The 16,767-nt window shown below is 63.7% G+C and carries 18 protein-coding genes and 1 pseudogene; 7 read left to right on the top strand and 12 right to left on the bottom strand.

Annotation, left to right across the window (positions count from 1 at the left end):
• Positions 1 to 5: 5 nt before the first annotated feature.
• A complete protein-coding gene (locus tag ASD12_RS00075; RefSeq protein WP_056580390.1) occupies positions 6 to 1,586 on the bottom strand; it encodes a LysM peptidoglycan-binding domain-containing protein in 1,581 nt (526 codons plus the stop codon).
• A gap of 126 nt (positions 1,587 to 1,712) precedes the next feature.
• Here ASD12_RS00075 and ASD12_RS00080 point away from each other — a divergent pair, with 126 nt between their 5' ends.
• Positions 1,713 to 2,324 carry a TIGR00730 family Rossman fold protein gene (locus ASD12_RS00080; protein WP_056580393.1) on the top strand — a complete coding sequence of 204 codons (612 nt, stop codon included), beginning with the start codon at positions 1,713 to 1,715 and terminating at the stop codon, positions 2,322 to 2,324.
• A gap of 188 nt (positions 2,325 to 2,512) precedes the next feature.
• Here the strand turns inward: ASD12_RS00080 and ASD12_RS32600 are convergent.
• Positions 2,513 to 2,986, bottom strand: a pseudogene (locus ASD12_RS32600) (LysR family substrate-binding domain-containing protein); the annotation flags it as partial.
• A gap of 268 nt (positions 2,987 to 3,254) precedes the next feature.
• Here ASD12_RS32600 and ASD12_RS00085 point away from each other — a divergent pair.
• The gene (locus ASD12_RS00085) at positions 3,255 to 4,253 is read left to right on the top strand and encodes a transporter (RefSeq protein WP_056581882.1); all 999 of its coding nucleotides are present in this window, start codon (positions 3,255 to 3,257) and stop codon (positions 4,251 to 4,253) included.
• 4 nt (positions 4,254 to 4,257) lie between these two features.
• On the opposite strand, the gene ASD12_RS00090 is transcribed toward ASD12_RS00085, so the two are convergent.
• The 8 genes from ASD12_RS00090 to cysS all read right to left on the bottom strand — a co-directional run bounded on the left by ASD12_RS00090 (position 4,258) and on the right by cysS (position 11,313).
• Positions 4,258 to 4,941, bottom strand: a complete 684-nt coding sequence (locus ASD12_RS00090; protein WP_056580396.1) for a glutathione S-transferase family protein — start codon at positions 4,939 to 4,941, stop codon at positions 4,258 to 4,260.
• Between the two features lie 8 nt (positions 4,942 to 4,949).
• Complete coding sequence (gene rarD / locus ASD12_RS00095; RefSeq protein ID WP_056580399.1) at positions 4,950 to 5,867, bottom strand: EamA family transporter RarD; 918 nt, start codon at positions 5,865 to 5,867, stop codon at positions 4,950 to 4,952.
• 83 nt (positions 5,868 to 5,950) lie between these two features.
• A complete protein-coding gene (gene cimA, locus ASD12_RS00100; RefSeq protein WP_200950979.1) occupies positions 5,951 to 7,573 on the bottom strand; it encodes a citramalate synthase in 1,623 nt (540 codons plus the stop codon).
• Positions 7,570 to 8,526 (bottom strand): prolyl aminopeptidase, encoded by a 957-nt coding sequence (pip, locus tag ASD12_RS00105; RefSeq protein WP_056580407.1) that lies wholly within the window; start codon positions 8,524 to 8,526, stop codon positions 7,570 to 7,572. Before pip ends, cimA begins: the two co-directional genes overlap by 4 nt.
• On the bottom strand, positions 8,523 to 8,999 hold the full coding sequence (locus ASD12_RS00110) for a GFA family protein (protein WP_082525169.1): 477 nt from the start codon (positions 8,997 to 8,999) through the stop codon (positions 8,523 to 8,525). Before ASD12_RS00110 ends, pip begins: the two co-directional genes overlap by 4 nt.
• Positions 8,996 to 9,487, bottom strand: coding sequence for a GFA family protein (locus ASD12_RS00115; protein ID WP_056580412.1), 492 nt, complete (start codon positions 9,485 to 9,487; stop codon positions 8,996 to 8,998). Before ASD12_RS00115 ends, ASD12_RS00110 begins: the two co-directional genes overlap by 4 nt.
• Before the next feature lie 6 nt (positions 9,488 to 9,493).
• The gene (locus tag ASD12_RS00120; RefSeq protein WP_056580415.1) at positions 9,494 to 9,880 is read right to left on the bottom strand and encodes a VOC family protein; all 387 of its coding nucleotides are present in this window, start codon (positions 9,878 to 9,880) and stop codon (positions 9,494 to 9,496) included.
• Positions 9,877 to 11,313 (bottom strand): cysteine--tRNA ligase, encoded by a 1,437-nt coding sequence (gene cysS, locus ASD12_RS00125; protein WP_056580417.1) that lies wholly within the window; start codon positions 11,311 to 11,313, stop codon positions 9,877 to 9,879. The genes ASD12_RS00120 and cysS overlap by 4 nt, the downstream gene beginning before the upstream one ends.
• 391 nt (positions 11,314 to 11,704) lie before the next feature.
• Between cysS and ASD12_RS34725 the strand changes: the two genes are divergently transcribed.
• On the top strand, positions 11,705 to 11,860 hold the full coding sequence (locus ASD12_RS34725) for a hypothetical protein (protein WP_015318552.1): 156 nt from the start codon (positions 11,705 to 11,707) through the stop codon (positions 11,858 to 11,860).
• A gap of 71 nt (positions 11,861 to 11,931) precedes the next feature.
• On the opposite strand, the gene ASD12_RS00130 is transcribed toward ASD12_RS34725, so the two are convergent.
• On the bottom strand, positions 11,932 to 12,693 hold the full coding sequence (locus tag ASD12_RS00130) for an SOS response-associated peptidase (protein ID WP_056581883.1): 762 nt from the start codon (positions 12,691 to 12,693) through the stop codon (positions 11,932 to 11,934).
• A 128-nt stretch (positions 12,694 to 12,821) separates the two neighbouring features.
• Between ASD12_RS00130 and ASD12_RS00135 the strand changes: the two genes are divergently transcribed.
• The 4 genes from ASD12_RS00135 to ASD12_RS00150 all read left to right on the top strand — a co-directional run bounded on the left by ASD12_RS00135 (position 12,822) and on the right by ASD12_RS00150 (position 15,356).
• A complete protein-coding gene (locus ASD12_RS00135) occupies positions 12,822 to 13,304 on the top strand; it encodes an NUDIX hydrolase (RefSeq protein ID WP_056580420.1) in 483 nt (160 codons plus the stop codon).
• A 95-nt stretch (positions 13,305 to 13,399) separates the two neighbouring features.
• Complete coding sequence (locus tag ASD12_RS00140; RefSeq protein ID WP_056580423.1) at positions 13,400 to 13,777, top strand: TIGR02301 family protein; 378 nt, start codon at positions 13,400 to 13,402, stop codon at positions 13,775 to 13,777.
• A 464-nt stretch (positions 13,778 to 14,241) separates the two neighbouring features.
• On the top strand, positions 14,242 to 14,499 hold the full coding sequence (locus tag ASD12_RS00145) for a hypothetical protein (RefSeq protein WP_008874920.1): 258 nt from the start codon (positions 14,242 to 14,244) through the stop codon (positions 14,497 to 14,499).
• Between the two features lie 71 nt (positions 14,500 to 14,570).
• The gene (locus ASD12_RS00150) at positions 14,571 to 15,356 is read left to right on the top strand and encodes a hypothetical protein (RefSeq protein WP_056580426.1); all 786 of its coding nucleotides are present in this window, start codon (positions 14,571 to 14,573) and stop codon (positions 15,354 to 15,356) included.
• A gap of 14 nt (positions 15,357 to 15,370) precedes the next feature.
• Here the strand turns inward: ASD12_RS00150 and ASD12_RS00155 are convergent, their stop codons facing one another.
• Positions 15,371 to 16,702 (bottom strand): dihydroorotase, encoded by a 1,332-nt coding sequence (locus tag ASD12_RS00155; protein ID WP_056580429.1) that lies wholly within the window; start codon positions 16,700 to 16,702, stop codon positions 15,371 to 15,373.
• Positions 16,703 to 16,767 lie beyond the last annotated feature (65 nt).

Raw genomic sequence — 16,767 nt, forward strand, 5'->3', positions numbered from 1 at the left:
AAACCCTACGGCGCCTTGGCCGGCGCCGTCGTCGCCTGCTCGCCCATTGCCTTGAGGTCGGCGGCTTCGCCTTCCTTCGACTTTTCCGGGACCTTGAACACCTGCCCCGGCCAGATGCGGTCGGGATCGCTGATCTGGTCCTGGTTGGCGAGGTAGATGGTCGAGAAGCGCACGCCATGGCCGTAGACGCGCCGCGAGATCCGCCACAGCGTGTCGTTGCGGCGGATGATGACGGCGCCGTCGGCATGTTCGAGCTTGGGCGCCACGGTCTCGGGCACATCGCCTGGCGGCGTCGCCGCCGCAACGGCCGGAGCCTCGGTGGGGGGAGCCGGCATCGTGGCCGGTGCCGTCTCGGCCGGTGCCGTGGCAACGGCCGGCGCCTCTGTTGCTGGTGTGGCGGGAGCCGGTGCGGGTTCTGCAGGGGCAGCCGCGACAACAGCTGGTGCCGGGGGCGCTTCCGCAGCGGCAGGTGCGGCCGGCTTTGCTTCGGCAGGCTTGATCTCGGCAGGCGCCACGGCGGCGATCGCTTCGCCCGGCTCGCGCTCGAACGGCACGGCGGCGCGGGCCACCACTTTCACGCCGTCGGTATCGAGACCGTCGACATGGATGGTGTAGCTGCCGACCGGAATGTCGCGCGTCGCCTCGACGAGGAAGTGGCCGTCCGGCGATGTCTGCGCGTCCCCGAGCAGGATGTCGTTGGCATAGGCTCGCACCTTGCGGCCGGCATCGGCTAGGCCAGCGACAAAGATCTTGTTGCCGTCGATCTCGACCGCCTCGACGACGATCTTTGGCTCGGCCACGGCTGCCGCCGGCGGCGTCGCCGGCGCTGCCGGAGCAGTTGCTGCTTCAACCACGGCTGGTGCTGGAGCGGCTGGTGCCGGAGCGGTTGCGGGCGCTTCGGCCGCGGGAGCAGCCGGTGCGGCAGCCTGGTCGCCCGCAGCCAGTGCTGCCGGCTTTGTCTCGGGCGCGGGAACGGTGAGCAGTTCGGCCGGCTTGCCAGGCTCCTCGACCATGGCCAGCACCTGGCCGGCCGCATCCTTGGGAACCGAAACGACGGCGGTCTGCACCGAGGGCGTCACGACATCGCCCGTAGTCGCGCGCAGCGCGATCGTATAGTCGCCAGGCTTCAGCGGATCGTCGAGAATGATGACAAAGGCGCCATCCGGACCGGCAACCGTCGAGCCAAGCACCGTCGAGCCGTTGAGGATCTCCACCTTCGTGTTCGGCGCCGCATTGCCGGCAACGACGATCGAGCCATTGCTTTCGACGCGCACGACATCGAAGGACGGTGCGATCGGGCCGGCCGCGGCCGGCGCTGCCGGAGCCGCCGCATCCGTTGCCGGTGCGGCCGGTGCCGTTGCCTGGGGCACCGCAGCGGGAGCAGCCGGGACCTCCGCTGGCGGCAGCCGCGCTTCCGTGCCGGGATCGGCCGGCTTCGGCGCCGCGGGCGGCGTCAGCGCCGCCACGTTCGCCGGCGGCGTGCGATTGAGATACGGGTCGAGTGCGCCCGATACATAGGCGGTTCCCGCGGCCGCAACGGTCCCACCCGCCGCGAACAGGAACGCCTTCAATGGATTAACTGCCATATTTGCCTACCCCTTAGCCACCTAACGCCGGTCTAGCCTGTTTTGCCAAAGCCGACAAGAAAAAGCCCGCCCTTGTTGACCCTTGGGGCTTGACCGCGCTTTCAGACCCAATCACCAATCATCGCCATGAACACGATTCGATCCGTCTGCGTCTATTGCGGCTCGTCTCCGGGCCGCGATGAAACCTATATAAAGGCCGGACACCTGCTCGGGCGCTCGATTGCCAAAGCCGGACTGCGGCTGGTCTATGGCGGCGGCACCAAAGGGATCATGGGCGCCGTCGCCGAAGGCGCGCTCAAGGCCGGCGGCAAGGTGACAGGCATCATTCCGCGCTTCCTGATCAACAAGGAGGCGACCGAAACCGCGCTGGACCGGCTCGATGAACTCTTGATCACCGACAACATGCACGAGCGCAAACACAAGATGTTCGAGAAATCCGACGCCTTTGTGGCGCTGCCGGGCGGCATCGGCACGGTCGAGGAGATCGTCGAGGTCATGACCTGGGCGCAGCTCGGCCATCATCGCAAGCCGATCGTCTTCGGCAATGTCGGCGGATTCTGGGATCCGATGCTGGCGTTGCTCGATCACATGGCCGCCGAGGGCTTCATCCACACCGCGCAGCGGGTCAAGCCGCTGGTCGTCGACGATCCCGAAGCGATCGTCGCCGCCATCATGGTGGCTGGATCCTCCGTCGATGCGCCGACCGAGGGCGTGCAGTCGGTGATCGACAAGCTGTAGGGGAGTAAGGCAGTAGGGTAGTAAGGCAATATGTGAATTGCCTGGAGTGTCTTCCCCCACTGCCCACTGCCCACTGCCCACTGCCCACTGCCCACTGCCCACTGCCCACTGCCTACTGCCTTCTGCCCCTCCTGTGCAGCCTGCCGTAAGCCGGCGATCACCGCCCGCCGATCCTGCCGCCGCCAGGCGAGATGGATAGCCACGCTGCGCTTGAAGCAGGGAAGGTCGCGGAAGACGTTCCCCGGCGGCGCGGCGCTTCGCAGGCTCTCTTCCGTTGCCAGGCCTAATCCAGCGCTGACCAGGCCGAGCGAGGTCAAGGGATCGGCCGTCTCATAGGCGATGTCGGGCACGAAGCCCGCTTCGATGCAAGCGGCCAGGAACTGGCCGCGGTTGGTGTCGACCGGCTGGCGCACCACGGTGATCCAGGTGGCGCCGTCGAGATGATGCGGGCGGATATCGGCGACAGCGATGAGCGCATCGCCATCGGGTATCGCCAGCACCAGCGGCTCGCGCCGGACCAGCATCGAGGCAATTTCGGGATAGTCGGCCGGCGGCGGCGAATAGATTAGGCCGAGATCGAGCGTGCGCTGGCGAAGCCCTTCCACCTGCGCAGCAGCGGCATGATGTTCGAGGCAGCCGATGATGCAGAGGTTCGCGGCCATCTCGCCACCTTGCCACTGGTCAAGGCTGGCATGATGGACATTGCCGCAATCGTGCCGCTCAAGCCCTACCCCGGCTTCGGCCCGAAGCACTGACGGGCACAATCCGGGGGTGGCGAAGGCGTCACCACCGGATTGACGTGGGTCATCGACAGACTGTGATCGGCCGTCAAGAAACCGTCACACGAAACCGGCTTCGCGCGTGCTATGAATCAAGCTTAGGCGACCGCCATGCGGCGCCATGTTCGAAACCTGCATCTGGCACGCGCCCATGGATATTGCTCTCGCCCCGGAAGGCACCGACCTGTCGCCTTACCTGCCCGACGAGCACGGGTTGTTTTTCATCTACCACTTTACCACCGAAGGCGTGCGAACGAGGGACGCCGCCGCCGCGCACTGGACATGGCGCAGCTATCAGCTTTCCGACATACGCGCCCGCCATGAGATCGGCGCCGATCAGGCTTTGCCGGCTCAGGTGCGCGAAGCCTTCCTGTCCGCCAGCCATGGCTGCCATATCGACCTCGAGGACGACTGGCTCTATGGCGACCTGCCGGATCTGCGCCACGACTATTCGGCGGAAGCTGGCGGGCTCGGCCATTTCCGCTTCGCCCTCAACGGCACGATGCTGGTCGGCGCCCGCAAACAGCCGCTACAGTCGGTCGACAACATCCGCAAGGCGATCGAGAACGGATCGCGCAAGTTCCGCTCGCCGGCCGAACTGATCGAGGCGGTCGTCGGCCAGTCGTTCGACGGCATGGTGGCCGAACTCGCGGCACTCGGCGACAGTCTCGACGGCATCGAGGATCGCATCGTCTGCGACGCATGGCACAATGAGCGGCAATCCCTCGTCGACGCGCGCCGGCACCTGGTGGTGATCCACCGGCAGATGGCGACGCTGACCAATCTGTTTCGCCATCTCGATCATTCGCACCGCAACGACCTGCCTGACACAATCAACGACATGGCGGCTCGGTTGTCGCACCGTGCGCAGACGCTCCACTATGACGGCGAACAGCTGCAGGCGCGCGCCCGGCTGCTGCAGGACGAGTTGATGGCCAAGCTGACGACGCAGTCGAACCAGTTGCTCTATGTGCTGTCGGTGATGACGGCGGTGCTGTTGCCGATGACCATCATCTCCGGCCTGTTCGGCATGAATGTCGGCGGGCTGCCTCTGGTCAACACGCCGATGGGGTTCTGGGTGGTGTCGGCCGTGTCGATGGTCATCGCGGCGGGTACCTATCTGTTCGTCCGGCGCCTCGGGCGGATGTAAGCGCTCAGACCGCGCGAAAATCCTCGATGATGGTGCCGGCGGCGGCGACTTCCGCTTCGTGGTCGGGCTCGCGCCAGGTCTCGGCAAGACCAGCCGCATACCATTCGCGCATCGCCGGCAGGGCGAGCAACTGCGCTGGATAGGCTACAGCCGCACCCTCGAAGGAGAGTCCATAGGACTGTGCGCGAAACGCCACCGGGGCAAAGAAAGCGTCGACGGCGGTGAAATGAGCGCCGGCCAGAAACGGCCCGCGGAAACGGGCAAGGCCATCGTTCCAGAGGTCGCCGAGGCGGAAGAGATCCTGTTTCAGGGCATCGGACATCGGGAACGGTTTTACGCGCAGGCCGCAACTCATCGGACAGGCGCCACGCAGTGCGGTGAAGCTCGAATGCATTTCGGCGGCGGCCGAGCGTGCCCAGGCGCGCGCCTTGGCCTCGACAGGCCACACGCCATGATGGCGCTCGGCGAGATATTCGGCGATGGCCAGCGAATCCCAGACCGCCCAGCCATCGTCGATCAGGCACGGCACCCGGCCGCTCGGCGAGAACGACCGGTAGAGGCTCCAGCTCGATCCGGTCGGGAATGGCGTCAGCCGCTCCTCGAATGGGATATCCAGCGCTCGCATCAACACCCAGGGCCGCAGCGACCATGAGGAATAGTTCTTGTTGGCGATGTGCAGCAGGTACATCGAAACTCCTATCGGGCAGCAGCCCTGCGCGCTGTCGTCAACATCGACCAGGAATACACCGCCAAGGCTGCCCAGATCAGCGCAAAGGCGATGGCCTGGGTGGTGCCGAAAGGCTCGTCGAAGATCAGCACGGCGATCAGGAACACCATGGTCGGCGCGATATACTGCATGATGCCGATGGTGGAGAGGCGCAACAGCTTGGCGCCGAAGGCGAACAGCAAGAGCGGTATCGACGTGACCGGACCGCAGCCGACCAGCAGCGCCATATCGGCACCGCTGCTGGATACGATGTGGTCCTGTCCGGTCGCGATCAGGTAGACGATGTAGCCAAGCGCCGGCACCGACAACAAAAGCACTTCGAGCAGAAAGCCCTGGCTCGGGCCGATCGGCAGCGTCTTGCGGAAGAAGCCGTAGGCGGCGAAGGAAAACGCCAGCGCCAGCGACACCCAGGGCAGCTTGCCACCCTCTATGGTCAGCACGGCGACGGCGACGGCCGCCAGCGCCACCGCCGCGATCTGCAGCCGGTCGAGCCGCTCGCCAAGCAGCAGCGCGCCGACGACGACGCTGACCAGCGGATTGATGTAGTAGCCGAGCGCGGTCTCGACGGTGCGGTCGACCGCGATCGCCCAGACATAGATGCCCCAGTTGACCGAGATCAGCGCCGCCGTCAGCGCGGCCATCGCGATGGTGCGCGGCGAACGAAGTGCCGCCTTGAAATCCGCCGTGCGGCCGGCCCAGACCAGAACCGCGGCGGCGATCGGCACCGACCAGACGATGCGATGGGCAATGACTTCGGCGAGCGGCAGATGAGCGACCGCCTTCATGTAGAAGGGCAACAGCCCCCACAGGAGATAGGCGCCCAGTGCCAACAGGAAACCGCGCCGGGCCTTCGAATCCGCGTCCAGGGTAATTGCTTCAGTGGCCATGGGCCAACGCTATGGCCCAGTCACCCTGGCAAGACCATCGCAAAGTTCTGATGGATCAATGGACTTTCGCTGATGGTTCAACCCTATTCGGCGGCGACCAGCCCGGCCATCTCGCGGTTCTTCATCAGCTTGTAGACGATGGAATCCATCAGCGCCTGGAACGAGGCGTCGATGATGTTCTCGGAAACGCCGACCGTCCACCAGCGCGCGCCGGTGCCGTCATGCGATTCGATCAGGACGCGGGTGATCGCCTCGGTGCCGCCATTGAGGATACGCACCTTGAAGTCGGCAAGCTCCATGTCGGCGATCTCGCCCTGGAACTTGCCGAGGTCCTTGCGCAGCGCGATGTCGAGTGCGTTGACCGGGCCATGCCCCTCGGCCACCGACATCTTCTCCTCGCCGTCGACCACCACTTTGACGATCGCTTCGGAGACCGTCTTCAGTTGGCCGTTGGCGTCGAAGCGGCGCTCGACCATGCAGCGGAACGAGGTGACGTTGAAGAATTCCGGCAGGCCGTGCAGCATCTTGCGAGCCAGGAGTTCGAAGCTGGCATCGGCGCCCTCATAGGCGTAGCCCTCGGCCTCGCGTTCCTTGACCACGGATATCAGCGCGTCGAGCCGGTGATCGTCCTTCGGCACTTCGATGCCGCGCCGCTTCAGCTCGGCGAGGAAATTGGCCTTGCCGCCCTGGTCCGAAACCATGACGCGGCGGCGGTTGCCGACCGTTTCCGGAGGCACATGCTCATAGGTCGCCGGCTCCTTGGCCAGCGCGGAGGCATGGATACCGGCCTTGGTGGCGAAGGCGGAAGCGCCGACATAGGGCGCCTGCGCTTCCGGGGCGCGGTTCAAGAGTTCGTCGAAGGCGCGCGACAGGCGCGAAATGCCGGTCAGCGCCTCAGTCGAAATGCCCGTCTCGAAACGATCGGCGAAGGCCGGCTTCAGCGCCAGGGTCGGCACGATCGAGATCAGGTTGGCGTTGCCGCAGCGCTCGCCGATGCCGTTGAGCGTGCCCTGGATCTGGCGCACGCCGGCCTCGACCGCGGCCAGCGAATTGGCGACCGCCTGGCCGGTGTCGTCATGGGCATGGATGCCGAGATGATCGCCTGAAATACCGGACGAAATAACCTTCTCGACGATGGCGCGGACTTCCGAGGGCTGCGTGCCGCCATTGGTGTCGCACAGCACCACCCAGCGCGCACCGGCATCGTAAGCGGTCCTGGCGCAGGCCAGCGCATAATCGGGATTGGCCTTGAAGCCGTCGAAGAAATGCTCGCAGTCGACCAATGCCTCCTTGCCGGCCGCGATCGCTGCCTCGACGGAACCCTTGATGGCGTCGAGGTTCTCCTCATTGGTGCAGCCGAGCGCGACACGGACGTGGTAGTCCCAGCTCTTGGCGACGAAGCAGATGGCATCCGACTTCGATTGCACAAGTGACGCAAGGCCGGGATCGTTGGACACCGACACCCCTGCCCGCTTGGTCATGCCGAAGGCGACGAATTGGGCGCGCTCCGTGCGCTTCTCCTGGAAGAAGGCAGTGTCGGTCGGGTTGGCGCCGGGATAGCCACCTTCGACATAGTCGAAACCAAAAGCGTCGAGCAGTTTGGCGATGGCGATCTTGTCTTCGACGGAAAAGTCGATGCCCGGCGTCTGCTGGCCATCGCGCAATGTGGTGTCGAAGAGATAGAGGCGCTCGCGGGTCATGGTCATTTGCCTGCAAACTTGTCCGTCGCGCGGATCAGCCGGTCAAGGATACCCGGCTCCGAATAAGCATGACCGGCGCCCTCGATCAGGTGGAAATCCGCCTTTGGCCAGGCTTTGTGCAGTGCCCAGGCATAGCGCGCCGGGCACGGCATGTCGTAGCGGCCATGGACGATGGTGCCGGGAATGTCGCTCAGCTTGTGCGCGTCGCGCAGCAGCTGCCCTTCCTCAAGCCAGCCGGCATGGACGAAATAGTGGTTCTCGATGCGGGCGAAGGCGACGGCATAGTCGTCCTGCCCAAACGGTCCGCTGGTCTCCGGCTCCGGCAACAGCGTGATCGTTTCGCCTTCCCACAGGCTCCAGGCGCGGGCCGCCTCGATCTGCGCCTTGCGATCCGTCCCGACCAGCCGCTTGCGGTAGGCGGCCATCATGTCGCCGCGTTCGGCCTCCGGGATCGGCGCCAGGAAGCGCTCCCATTTGTCCGGAAACATCTCCGAGACGCCGAACTGATAGTACCATTCGAGTTCCGCACGCGTCAGCGTGTAGATGCCGCGTACCACCAGTTCGCTGACGCGTTCGGGGTGCGTTTCGGCATAGGCGAGCGCAAGCGTCGACCCCCAGGAGCCGCCGAACACCAGCCATTGGTCGAAGCCAGCCATCTCACGCAGCCGTTCGATGTCGGCGACCAGGTGCCAGGTGGTGTTGGCTTCGAGCGAGGCATTGGGCGTCGATTTTCCGCAGCCGCGCTGGTCGAACAGGATGACATCGTAGAGCTTCGGGTCGAACAGCCGCCGGTGTTTTGGCGAAATGGTGCCGCCCGGCCCGCCATGCAGGAACACCGCCGGTTTGGCGCCTTTGGTGCCGGAACGTTCCCAGTAGACCTGATGGCCGTCGCCGACATCGAGCATGCCGGAATCGAAGGCCTCGATCTCCGGATAAAGCGTGCGCAATTGACTGCTCATAGCTGCAAACCCTTGGTCGGCCAGTCCGCTGTTTCGTGGTCAGGGTGCTGGAAGGAGATGATGGATTCCTGCCTGTTATAGTAGTCGGGATCCTGATGGACGGGCTGATCGAAGATCGTCTCCACCCAGGGCAGCCGCGCGGCGTAGTTGACCTGGATCCGCGGGGCGAGATCGGAGCGGTCGTCGAAGGCACCGATAGCGATCTCAAGCCCTCCGGGCTGCCGGTAGGTCAGCGGCGTGCCGCAGCGGGCGCAGAAACCACGATCGATGTTGACCGACGACTGGAAATAGCTCGGCTCTTCATGGGTCCATTCGACGCCATCCCTGGGCACAGTGACCAGCGCGCCGAAGAACGAGCCGAACTGTTTCTGGCACATGCGGCAATGGCATATCGAGGGGCGGCCGAGCGCCCCATGAATGCGAAAGCGCACGGCACCGCACTGGCAGCCGCCGGTTCGTACTGTCTCGGTCATGATTCTTCCTTTGGCGGCCATTGTTCGGTGTCGTGGTCCGGGTGCTGGTAGGAAACGAGATCGGCCAGATAGGAGGCCGACGACAAGTCAGCCATGGTGTCCTCGCCCGGTAGTTGCGGGATCGAGTCGACATAGGGCAGCTTTGCCTCGATCCCCCACTGGATCAGCGGCACGATCTCCGCCGGATTGTCGAACGCACCGATGGCAAGGCCAACGCCGTCCGGCGCAGTGAAGGTCAGCGGCGTGCCGCAATCCGGGCAGAAGCCGCGATCGACATGGTTGGACGAGCGGAAATATTTCGGCTCGCCACGTGTCCAGTCGAGCCTGGCGCCGCGCACCGAAACCAGCGGCGCGTAAAACGAGCCGAATGCCTTCTGGCACATGCGGCAATGACAGACCGAAGCGTCGCCGAGAGCGCCTTCAACGCGAAAGCGCACCGCCCCGCACTGGCAGCCGCCGGTATAGATCGGCCGGTTGTCGAGGCTCATCGCCGCTCACTCCGGGGCATGGCAGACGGCCTCGACATTGTTGCCGTCGGGATCGAAGACGAAGGCGGCGTAGTAGTCAGGGTTATAGTGCGGGCGAAGGCCAGGACCGCCATTGTCCTTGCCGCCGGCGGCAAGCGCCGCGGCATAAAAGGCTTCGACCTCGGCGCGGCTGCGCGCGGTGAAGGCGACGTGCTGGTGATCCCTGGGCTTGTCCTTGGCCGAACTCAGCCAGAACACCGGCCGGTCACGGCCATAACCACCAACCTTGGCGCCGCCGGTGTATTCCAGCGGCACCATATAAAGCAGCGCGGCACCCAGCGGCGCCATCGCCTTGTCGTAGAAAGCCTTCGAAGCGTCGAAATCGGCAACGGTGATGCCGAGATGGTCGATCATCTTTTTACCTCCCAAGTGGTGATGCGTTCGCCGGTGACCGGGTCTTTGCCATCTTTCAACTGTACACCTTGTGCCAAAAGGTCGTCACGGATGCGGTCGGCCTCGGCCCAGTTCTTCGCGGCGATGAATGCGAGACGCTTGGCGATTGCCTTGGCGACGTGGTCTTCATCAACCTTCGCCGACGCGACATCGAAGCCAAGGAACAGCAGCGACGCCTTCAGCGCAGCCGCCGCGTCGTTGCCGTCCGCTGCCTCGCCAGCCAACTGGGTCAGGACCTGGAAGGCGGCATAGGTGGCGAGATCGTCCGACAAGGCATCGATGATCTCAACGGGCACCTGCCCTGCCGCCGCCGGCGCGAGGTCCGCCGCTCGCTTCCATTTGCGCAGCGTGTTCTCGGCCTCTTCCAGCTTGCGCACGGAAAAGTCGATCGGTTCGCGATAATGCGTCATCAGCATCGCCAGCCGCAGCACCTCGCCCGGCCATTTGCGGCCGCCAAAGGTCTCCGTCCCCAGGAGCTCGTTGATCGAATAGAAATTGCCGAGGCTCTTCGACATTTTTTGCCCTTCGACCTGCAGGAAGCCATTGTGCATCCAGATGTTGGCCATCACGTCGGTGCCGTGGGCGCAGCGCGACTGGGCGATCTCGTTCTCATGGTGCGGGAAGATCAGGTCGAGGCCGCCGCCATGGATGTCGAACACCTCGCCAAGATATGCGGCCGACATCGCCGAGCATTCGATGTGCCAGCCCGGCCGGCCCCTGCCCCATGGCGAATTCCAGCCCGGCTCCTCCGGCGACGACAGCTTCCAGAGGACGAAATCGCCGGGATTTTTCTTGTGCGCGTCGACGGCAACGCGAGCACCCGCCTGTTGCTCGCCGAGATTGCGCTTCGACAGCTGGCCGTAGTCAGGCATCGATGCTGTGTCGAACAGGACTTCGCCCGCCGCAACATAGGCATGGCCGCGTTCGATCAGGCTTTGAATCAAAGTGATCATGTCGACCTTGCCGTCGGCGCGAGGCTCGACGAATTCGGTGGCGCGCGGTTCGACCGTCGGCTCCAGGCAGCCGAGAACCGCCACGTCCCTGTGGAACTGATCGGCGGTCTTTTCGGTGACCCGCCGGATCGCCTCGTTGAGCGACAGTTTTCCCGAAGAAATCTCGGCGCCGAAATCACGCAGCGCGCGGGCGTTAATCTTGTCATCGACATCTGTGATGTTGCGCACATACGTGACGTGCGCCTCGCCATAGACTTGGCGCAACAAACGGAACAGCACGTCGAAGACGATCACCGGCCTGGCATTGCCGATATGGGCAAAGTCGTAGACCGTCGGACCGCAGACATACATGCGCACGTTGTCTGGATCGATCGGAACGAAATCCTCTTTCGTCCGCGTCAGCGTGTTGTAGAGGCGCAGGCCCTGCGATGCGTCGGACATTCGTGCCTTCCCGGTTCAGAACTCAATTTGGATGGAGCCAGCCTGCGCGAGACGCAAATCAGGCTCCAGCCTGCTGGCCGGGGCGTTTGTCCAATCTGGGGAAAGATGAGGCGAAAACGTCCGGACCAGCGCGAGGCTAGCCAATAATGCAAATGCCACAAATGGCGAAAGACGTTTTCATGGGCGGCTTTATCGCCTTGGCTTGTGTTGCCGTCAAGTCGCAAGTTTCGGCAAAAACGTCGCTGGATCACAGGTAATGGCCCAGTGAAACATTTTATTAAACATGTCGGCACAGTCATGAAACATTCGTCGGCTAGATCAGCAGGCGTCACGATTTGGTCAGAATCGGCCATCAAACGCAGACACGAAAATGTTACCTGGGAAGAGAGACATGCCCCGAAGCAAGCAAGAAGCCAACCGCGCCAAGCAACCGGCGCTGGCCAACCACTATCGCGCAATCGGTCCGGCCGCTATCGTCGCCGCCCTTCTCCACACCGCGAAGAAGAAGAAGCCGGCACAGAAGATCGTATCGCCCCGCGCCGCCTGAAGCGGTGTGCGGCCGGCGCCAAAGGCGCCTGGCATGAGGGCGCTGACAGGCGCTTCTGAAGAACAGCTGAGCTAGAACAACGTCATCTGACTGTGGTCCGTGCCGGGCTTCTGGCGCTTGGCCTTCTCGGGCTCCGGCCCGATCTCGCCCCGCTCCTGAGTTTCCGGTCCAATGTTGGCGACCTTGTTGACGAGGTCGGAGACGGGAATTGCCTCGAAGAAACCAAGCTGCGCCGGCCGCAACAGGTCGGCGACATCGCGCGGCTCGAGCGTGCGGCAATCCAGCCAGCGGGCGAAATCCCTTGGATCGATCACTACCGGCATGCGGTCGTGGATGTGGGCGATGTCCGCATTGGCGTTGATGGTCAGGATGGCGCCGGTGTCCATTTCCGAACCGCCCGGCTCGGCATAGGTCTCGATCAGGCCGGCGAAGGCGACCAACCCGCCATGCCTTGGGCGTATCCAGTAGGGTTGCCCCTTCTTGCCGCCGGTTTGCCGCCACTCGTAGAAGCCGGAGGCCGGCACCAGCGCACGGCGATGGCGCATGGCCGCCTTGAACGAGGCCTTTTCGGCGGCGCCCTCGGAGCGCGCGTTGAACAGCAGTGGAAACTCGCGTGTGTCCTTGACCCAGGTCGGGATCAGCCCCCAGCGAACCAGCATTGGCCGCCGGTCCGGCAGATTCGAGCCCCGCGCCCGCTGGGGGCCGGCGGTCACCATCAGGATCGGCTGCGTCGGGGCGATGTTGTAGCGCGCCGGGAAATCCTCAAGCCCCGCCAGATCCAGAAAGGCGGCGGCCTGATCCGGCGTCGCGGTCAAGGCAAAACGTCCGCACATAGTCGATTGGCGCCCTTCGAATGGTTCGGGTTTGAAAGTGGTGATGCAACCGGCGTTGCGCAACCGCTAAAGCTTCCCCATGCTGGGCGGTCCACAACAGACCTGCCTTCACGCCTGATCGGGAATCCATGAACGAAGCGCGCAAGACACTCCCGGCAGTCTCGGTCGCCGTCGTGCGCGCAGACACCGTGCTTTTGGTCAAGCGAGCCCGGCAACCCTCACAAGGGCTCTATGCCTTTCCGGGCGGCAAGGTCGAGCCCGGCGAAACGCTGGAGCAGGCAGCCGCCCGTGAACTGCAGGAAGAGACCGGCCTGCGGGCCGCCGATTATCGACCGCTTCGCGAAATCCATATCGACGGCAGAGATGACAGCCACCCGGTCGATTATCAGCTCACGGTCTTCGGCGCCGCCTATGCCGGCGGCGAGGCAGTGGCCAGCGACGACGCCGAGACGGCCGCATTCTATACGCTCAGTGAAATGAAGGCATTGCCGCTTGCCGGCTCGGTGTTCGCCGTTGCGGAGGACTTGTTGTTGGCCCTCGGCGGAAACGCCCGTGGCGGTCCTGAAAATCGCCTTGCGGGTGACAAATTGTTTCGCCACAAAGACTTATGATGTTTGGCCAAGCCAGAACGGCTTGCACCGTTCGGCAAACGGCTAGCGCCATTAGGTAGACCACAACGGTTTACGCCGTTGGGTAGAGAAGGCTTATGAACCGTCCATCCATGCTCCTCGCAGTGTGTCTTGCCGTCAGCACGGCCATTTCGATACGGCCTACGTTCAGCGCCGAGTCGCCGTTCGAGCCGGGCCTGATGCGATTGGCGGAGGTTCTGGGGTCGCTGCATTTCCTGCGCAATTTGTGCGGAGAGAAGGGCGACCAGTGGCGTGTCGAGATGCAGAAGCTGCTCGATTCGGAAAATCCGGACGCGGAGCGGCGCGCCCGCTTCATCGCCAGCTTCAATCGCGGCTACCGCTCCTTCGGCGGCACCTATACGCGGTGCACGCCCTCGGCGACCGAAGCCATCAGCCGTTACATGAAGGAAGGCGAGACGCTGTCGCGCGACATCGCCTCGCGTTACGGCAACTAGGCATGTCGCCCAAAAGTGCGCAGCGGTTTTGGGACAACGACATGCATAAAATAAAAAGCCTGAAGCGCGTCGCCTGATTCCGATCAAACGCGACATGCTTCAGGCGTTCCGGCGGCTCATCAACAACTATCAGGACCATTGATGGCGACGACTGAGATATCCGGCTTGTGCCAGGCGATATCTTGGTGCAATCCTTATGTTGCACTTCTGCAACAGTATTAACGAAACCTTACCGCGCGAAAGCGGAATTAACTCAAACTGAAGGTTTTCGCCCCGCAGGCCGCCCCAATCGGCTAAGTTTGACTCGAGCTGAACGCAGCTTCGCACAAGGCAATCGGGCTTTGTAAAAGACGATCAAAAAAATGTCGTATTTACAAATACTTAATTGTCCCTTCGTGTGAAATGAACAGATCAGGCCTGATCCACATCGACGGATCGCTGCTTGAAAGGGTGGACATTCGCTTATGGAACATGGTGTCAACGACATCGACGCGCTGGTCAGGGAAGAAAAACGCCTGACCGCCGTGGAAAGCCACAGCGAGGCCTGGGCGGAAGGTCTCTCCGCCGGCATAGAGCCCGAGATCATTGCCGAAGCAGCACTCGAAACCGCCTTCGGCGAGATGTTGCGTGCCAATGGCGAGACCTCGGCCCTTGCCCTGCTCGACCGTATGCGTGAAAAGGTGATTGCTGGCGCCTTCGAGCCTGAACGGCTGCGGCACTGAACCGACGTCCGGTTCTTTGACGGCAAAAATGCCGCTCGGGCGTCATGCCCGGAAGCAGGGAGAGACGGGCAGTGAGTTTTTCGATGTCAGGCAAGCCGCGTGGCTTGGTCCTCTGCATCTCCTTCGCCGCTTGCTGTGCCGCGATTCCCCTGGTTGCGTGTCTCACGAGCAGTCCCGCCTATGCGCTGAGCGAGATCAAGCGCGAAGAGCTCCCACCAACAGTCACGCCGCCGGCGGACGACGACATGTCGCCCCCGGGAAGCACCGTGCCAATGCCCAACCCGGTCGGAACGCCGCCTCCGGCCAGCCAGCCGGCTGCTCCTGAAGCCGAGCCGGACAGTCCGGCGGATGGCGGCGTGACCAGACCGCGCGTCGATCCGGACACGCCGGTACCCGAGGTTGTCTACGATCTCGGCAAGCTGCCGGAACCGGTACGACGCATGCACGACCTGATCGTCGAAGCCTGCAAGGGCGGTGACATCGAAAAGCTGCGTCCCTTGATCGGCAAGGGCGACAGCGCCACGCAGATATCGCTGACCGACATAGACGGCGACGCCATCGCCTTCCTCAAGGGGCTCTCCGGCGACCCGGACGGCCAGGAGATCCTGGCCATCCTGGAGGAGGTGCTCAATGCCGGCTACGTCCACCTCGATGCCGGTACGCCACAAGAGCTCTATGTGTGGCCGTATTTCTTCGCCCTGCCGTTGGACAAGCTGGACGCCAAGCAGCGGGTCGAACTGTTCAAGATCGTCACCGCGGGCGACTTCGACGACATGAAGCAGTTCGGCGCCTATATTTTCTATCGCGTCGGTATCACGCCTGCCGGGCAATGGACATTCTTCGTCGCCGGCGACTGAGCCTCTTAGGGAATCTAGACGACAAGGGCCTCGGAAAACTCCACCGCCTTGCCCTGGCTTGGCGTGGCGATCTCGCCTTCCCACATAACGCGGCGGCCGCGAATGACGGTGCCGATTGGCCAGCCGGTCACTTCTCTCCCGTCATAAGGCGTCCAGCCGGCTTTCGAGCCAGCCTGCGCATTGGTGATGGTCTGGCGCCGTTTCATATCGACGATGGTGAAATCGGCGTCGTAGCCGGCGGCGATGCGGCCCTTTCTCGCCATGCCGAAGATGCGTTGCGGGCCGTGGCTCGACAGGTCGACAAAGCGCTGCAAGGTCAGCCGTCCGGCATTGACGTGGTCGAGCATGATCGGCACCAGCGTCTGCACGCCGGTCATCCCCGACGGCGAGGCCGGATAGGGCTTTGCCTTCTCAGCCAGCGTGTGCGGCGCGTGGTCGGAACCGAGCACATCGACGATGCCTTGCGCAATGCCGTGCCAGACACCGTCGCGATGGCGCGCGGCGCGCACTGGCGGGTTCATCTGGATCAGCGTGCCAAGCCGCGCATAGTCGTCGGCGCTCAGCGTCAAATGATGCGGCGTCGCCTCGCAGGTCGCGACATCCTTGTGCTGTTCGAGGAACAAAATCTCCTCGGCGGTCGAGATGTGCAGGACATGGATGCGGGCGCGAACTTGCCGAGCGATGCGCACCAGCCGTTCGGTGCAGCGCAAGGCGGCGATCTCGTCGCGCCAGACCGGGTGCGATGAAGGATCGCCCACGATGCGTTCGCCAAGACGCTCGCGCAGCCGGAATTCGTCTTCCGAATGAAAGGCGGCGCGGCGGCGCGTATTCCGGAGGATCGATGCCACGCCCTCGTCATCCTCGACCAGCAGATCACCGGTGGACGAGCCCATGAAAACCTTGATCCCGGCCGCGCCCGGCAACCGCTCAAACTCGCCGACATCCCCGGCGTTTTCGCGGGTGCCGCCGACCCAGAAGGCAAAATCGCAATGCATGCGATCCGTGCCGCGCCGAACCTTGTCGGCAAGCGCTGCCTCGCTGGTGGTCAAAGGATTGGTGTTGGGCATCTCGAACACGGCTGTGACGCCGCCAAGCACGGCCGCGCGCGAACCCGTTTCCAGGTCTTCCTTGTGCTCCAGGCCCGGCTCGCGAAAGTGCACCTGGCTATCGATGACACCTGGCAGGATATGCAGGCCGCGGCAGTCGACCGTCTCACCGGCCGAGGCCTGGCGGAGATCGCCGATGGCAGCGATGCGCCCGTCCTTCACGCCGATGTCGCGAGCCCCTTCACCGTCATGGTTGACCACTGTGCCGCCTGTCAGGATGAGGTCGTAGATCATGGCCATGCTCTCTTGCGGGGGGAGTGCCAGCGGCTTACGTAAAGGCCGACCGTTTTGCAAGATCAGGTTGC

The sequence above is a fragment of the Mesorhizobium sp. Root102 genome (assembly GCF_001425625.1).
GTDB lineage: Bacteria > Pseudomonadota > Alphaproteobacteria > Rhizobiales > Rhizobiaceae > Mesorhizobium.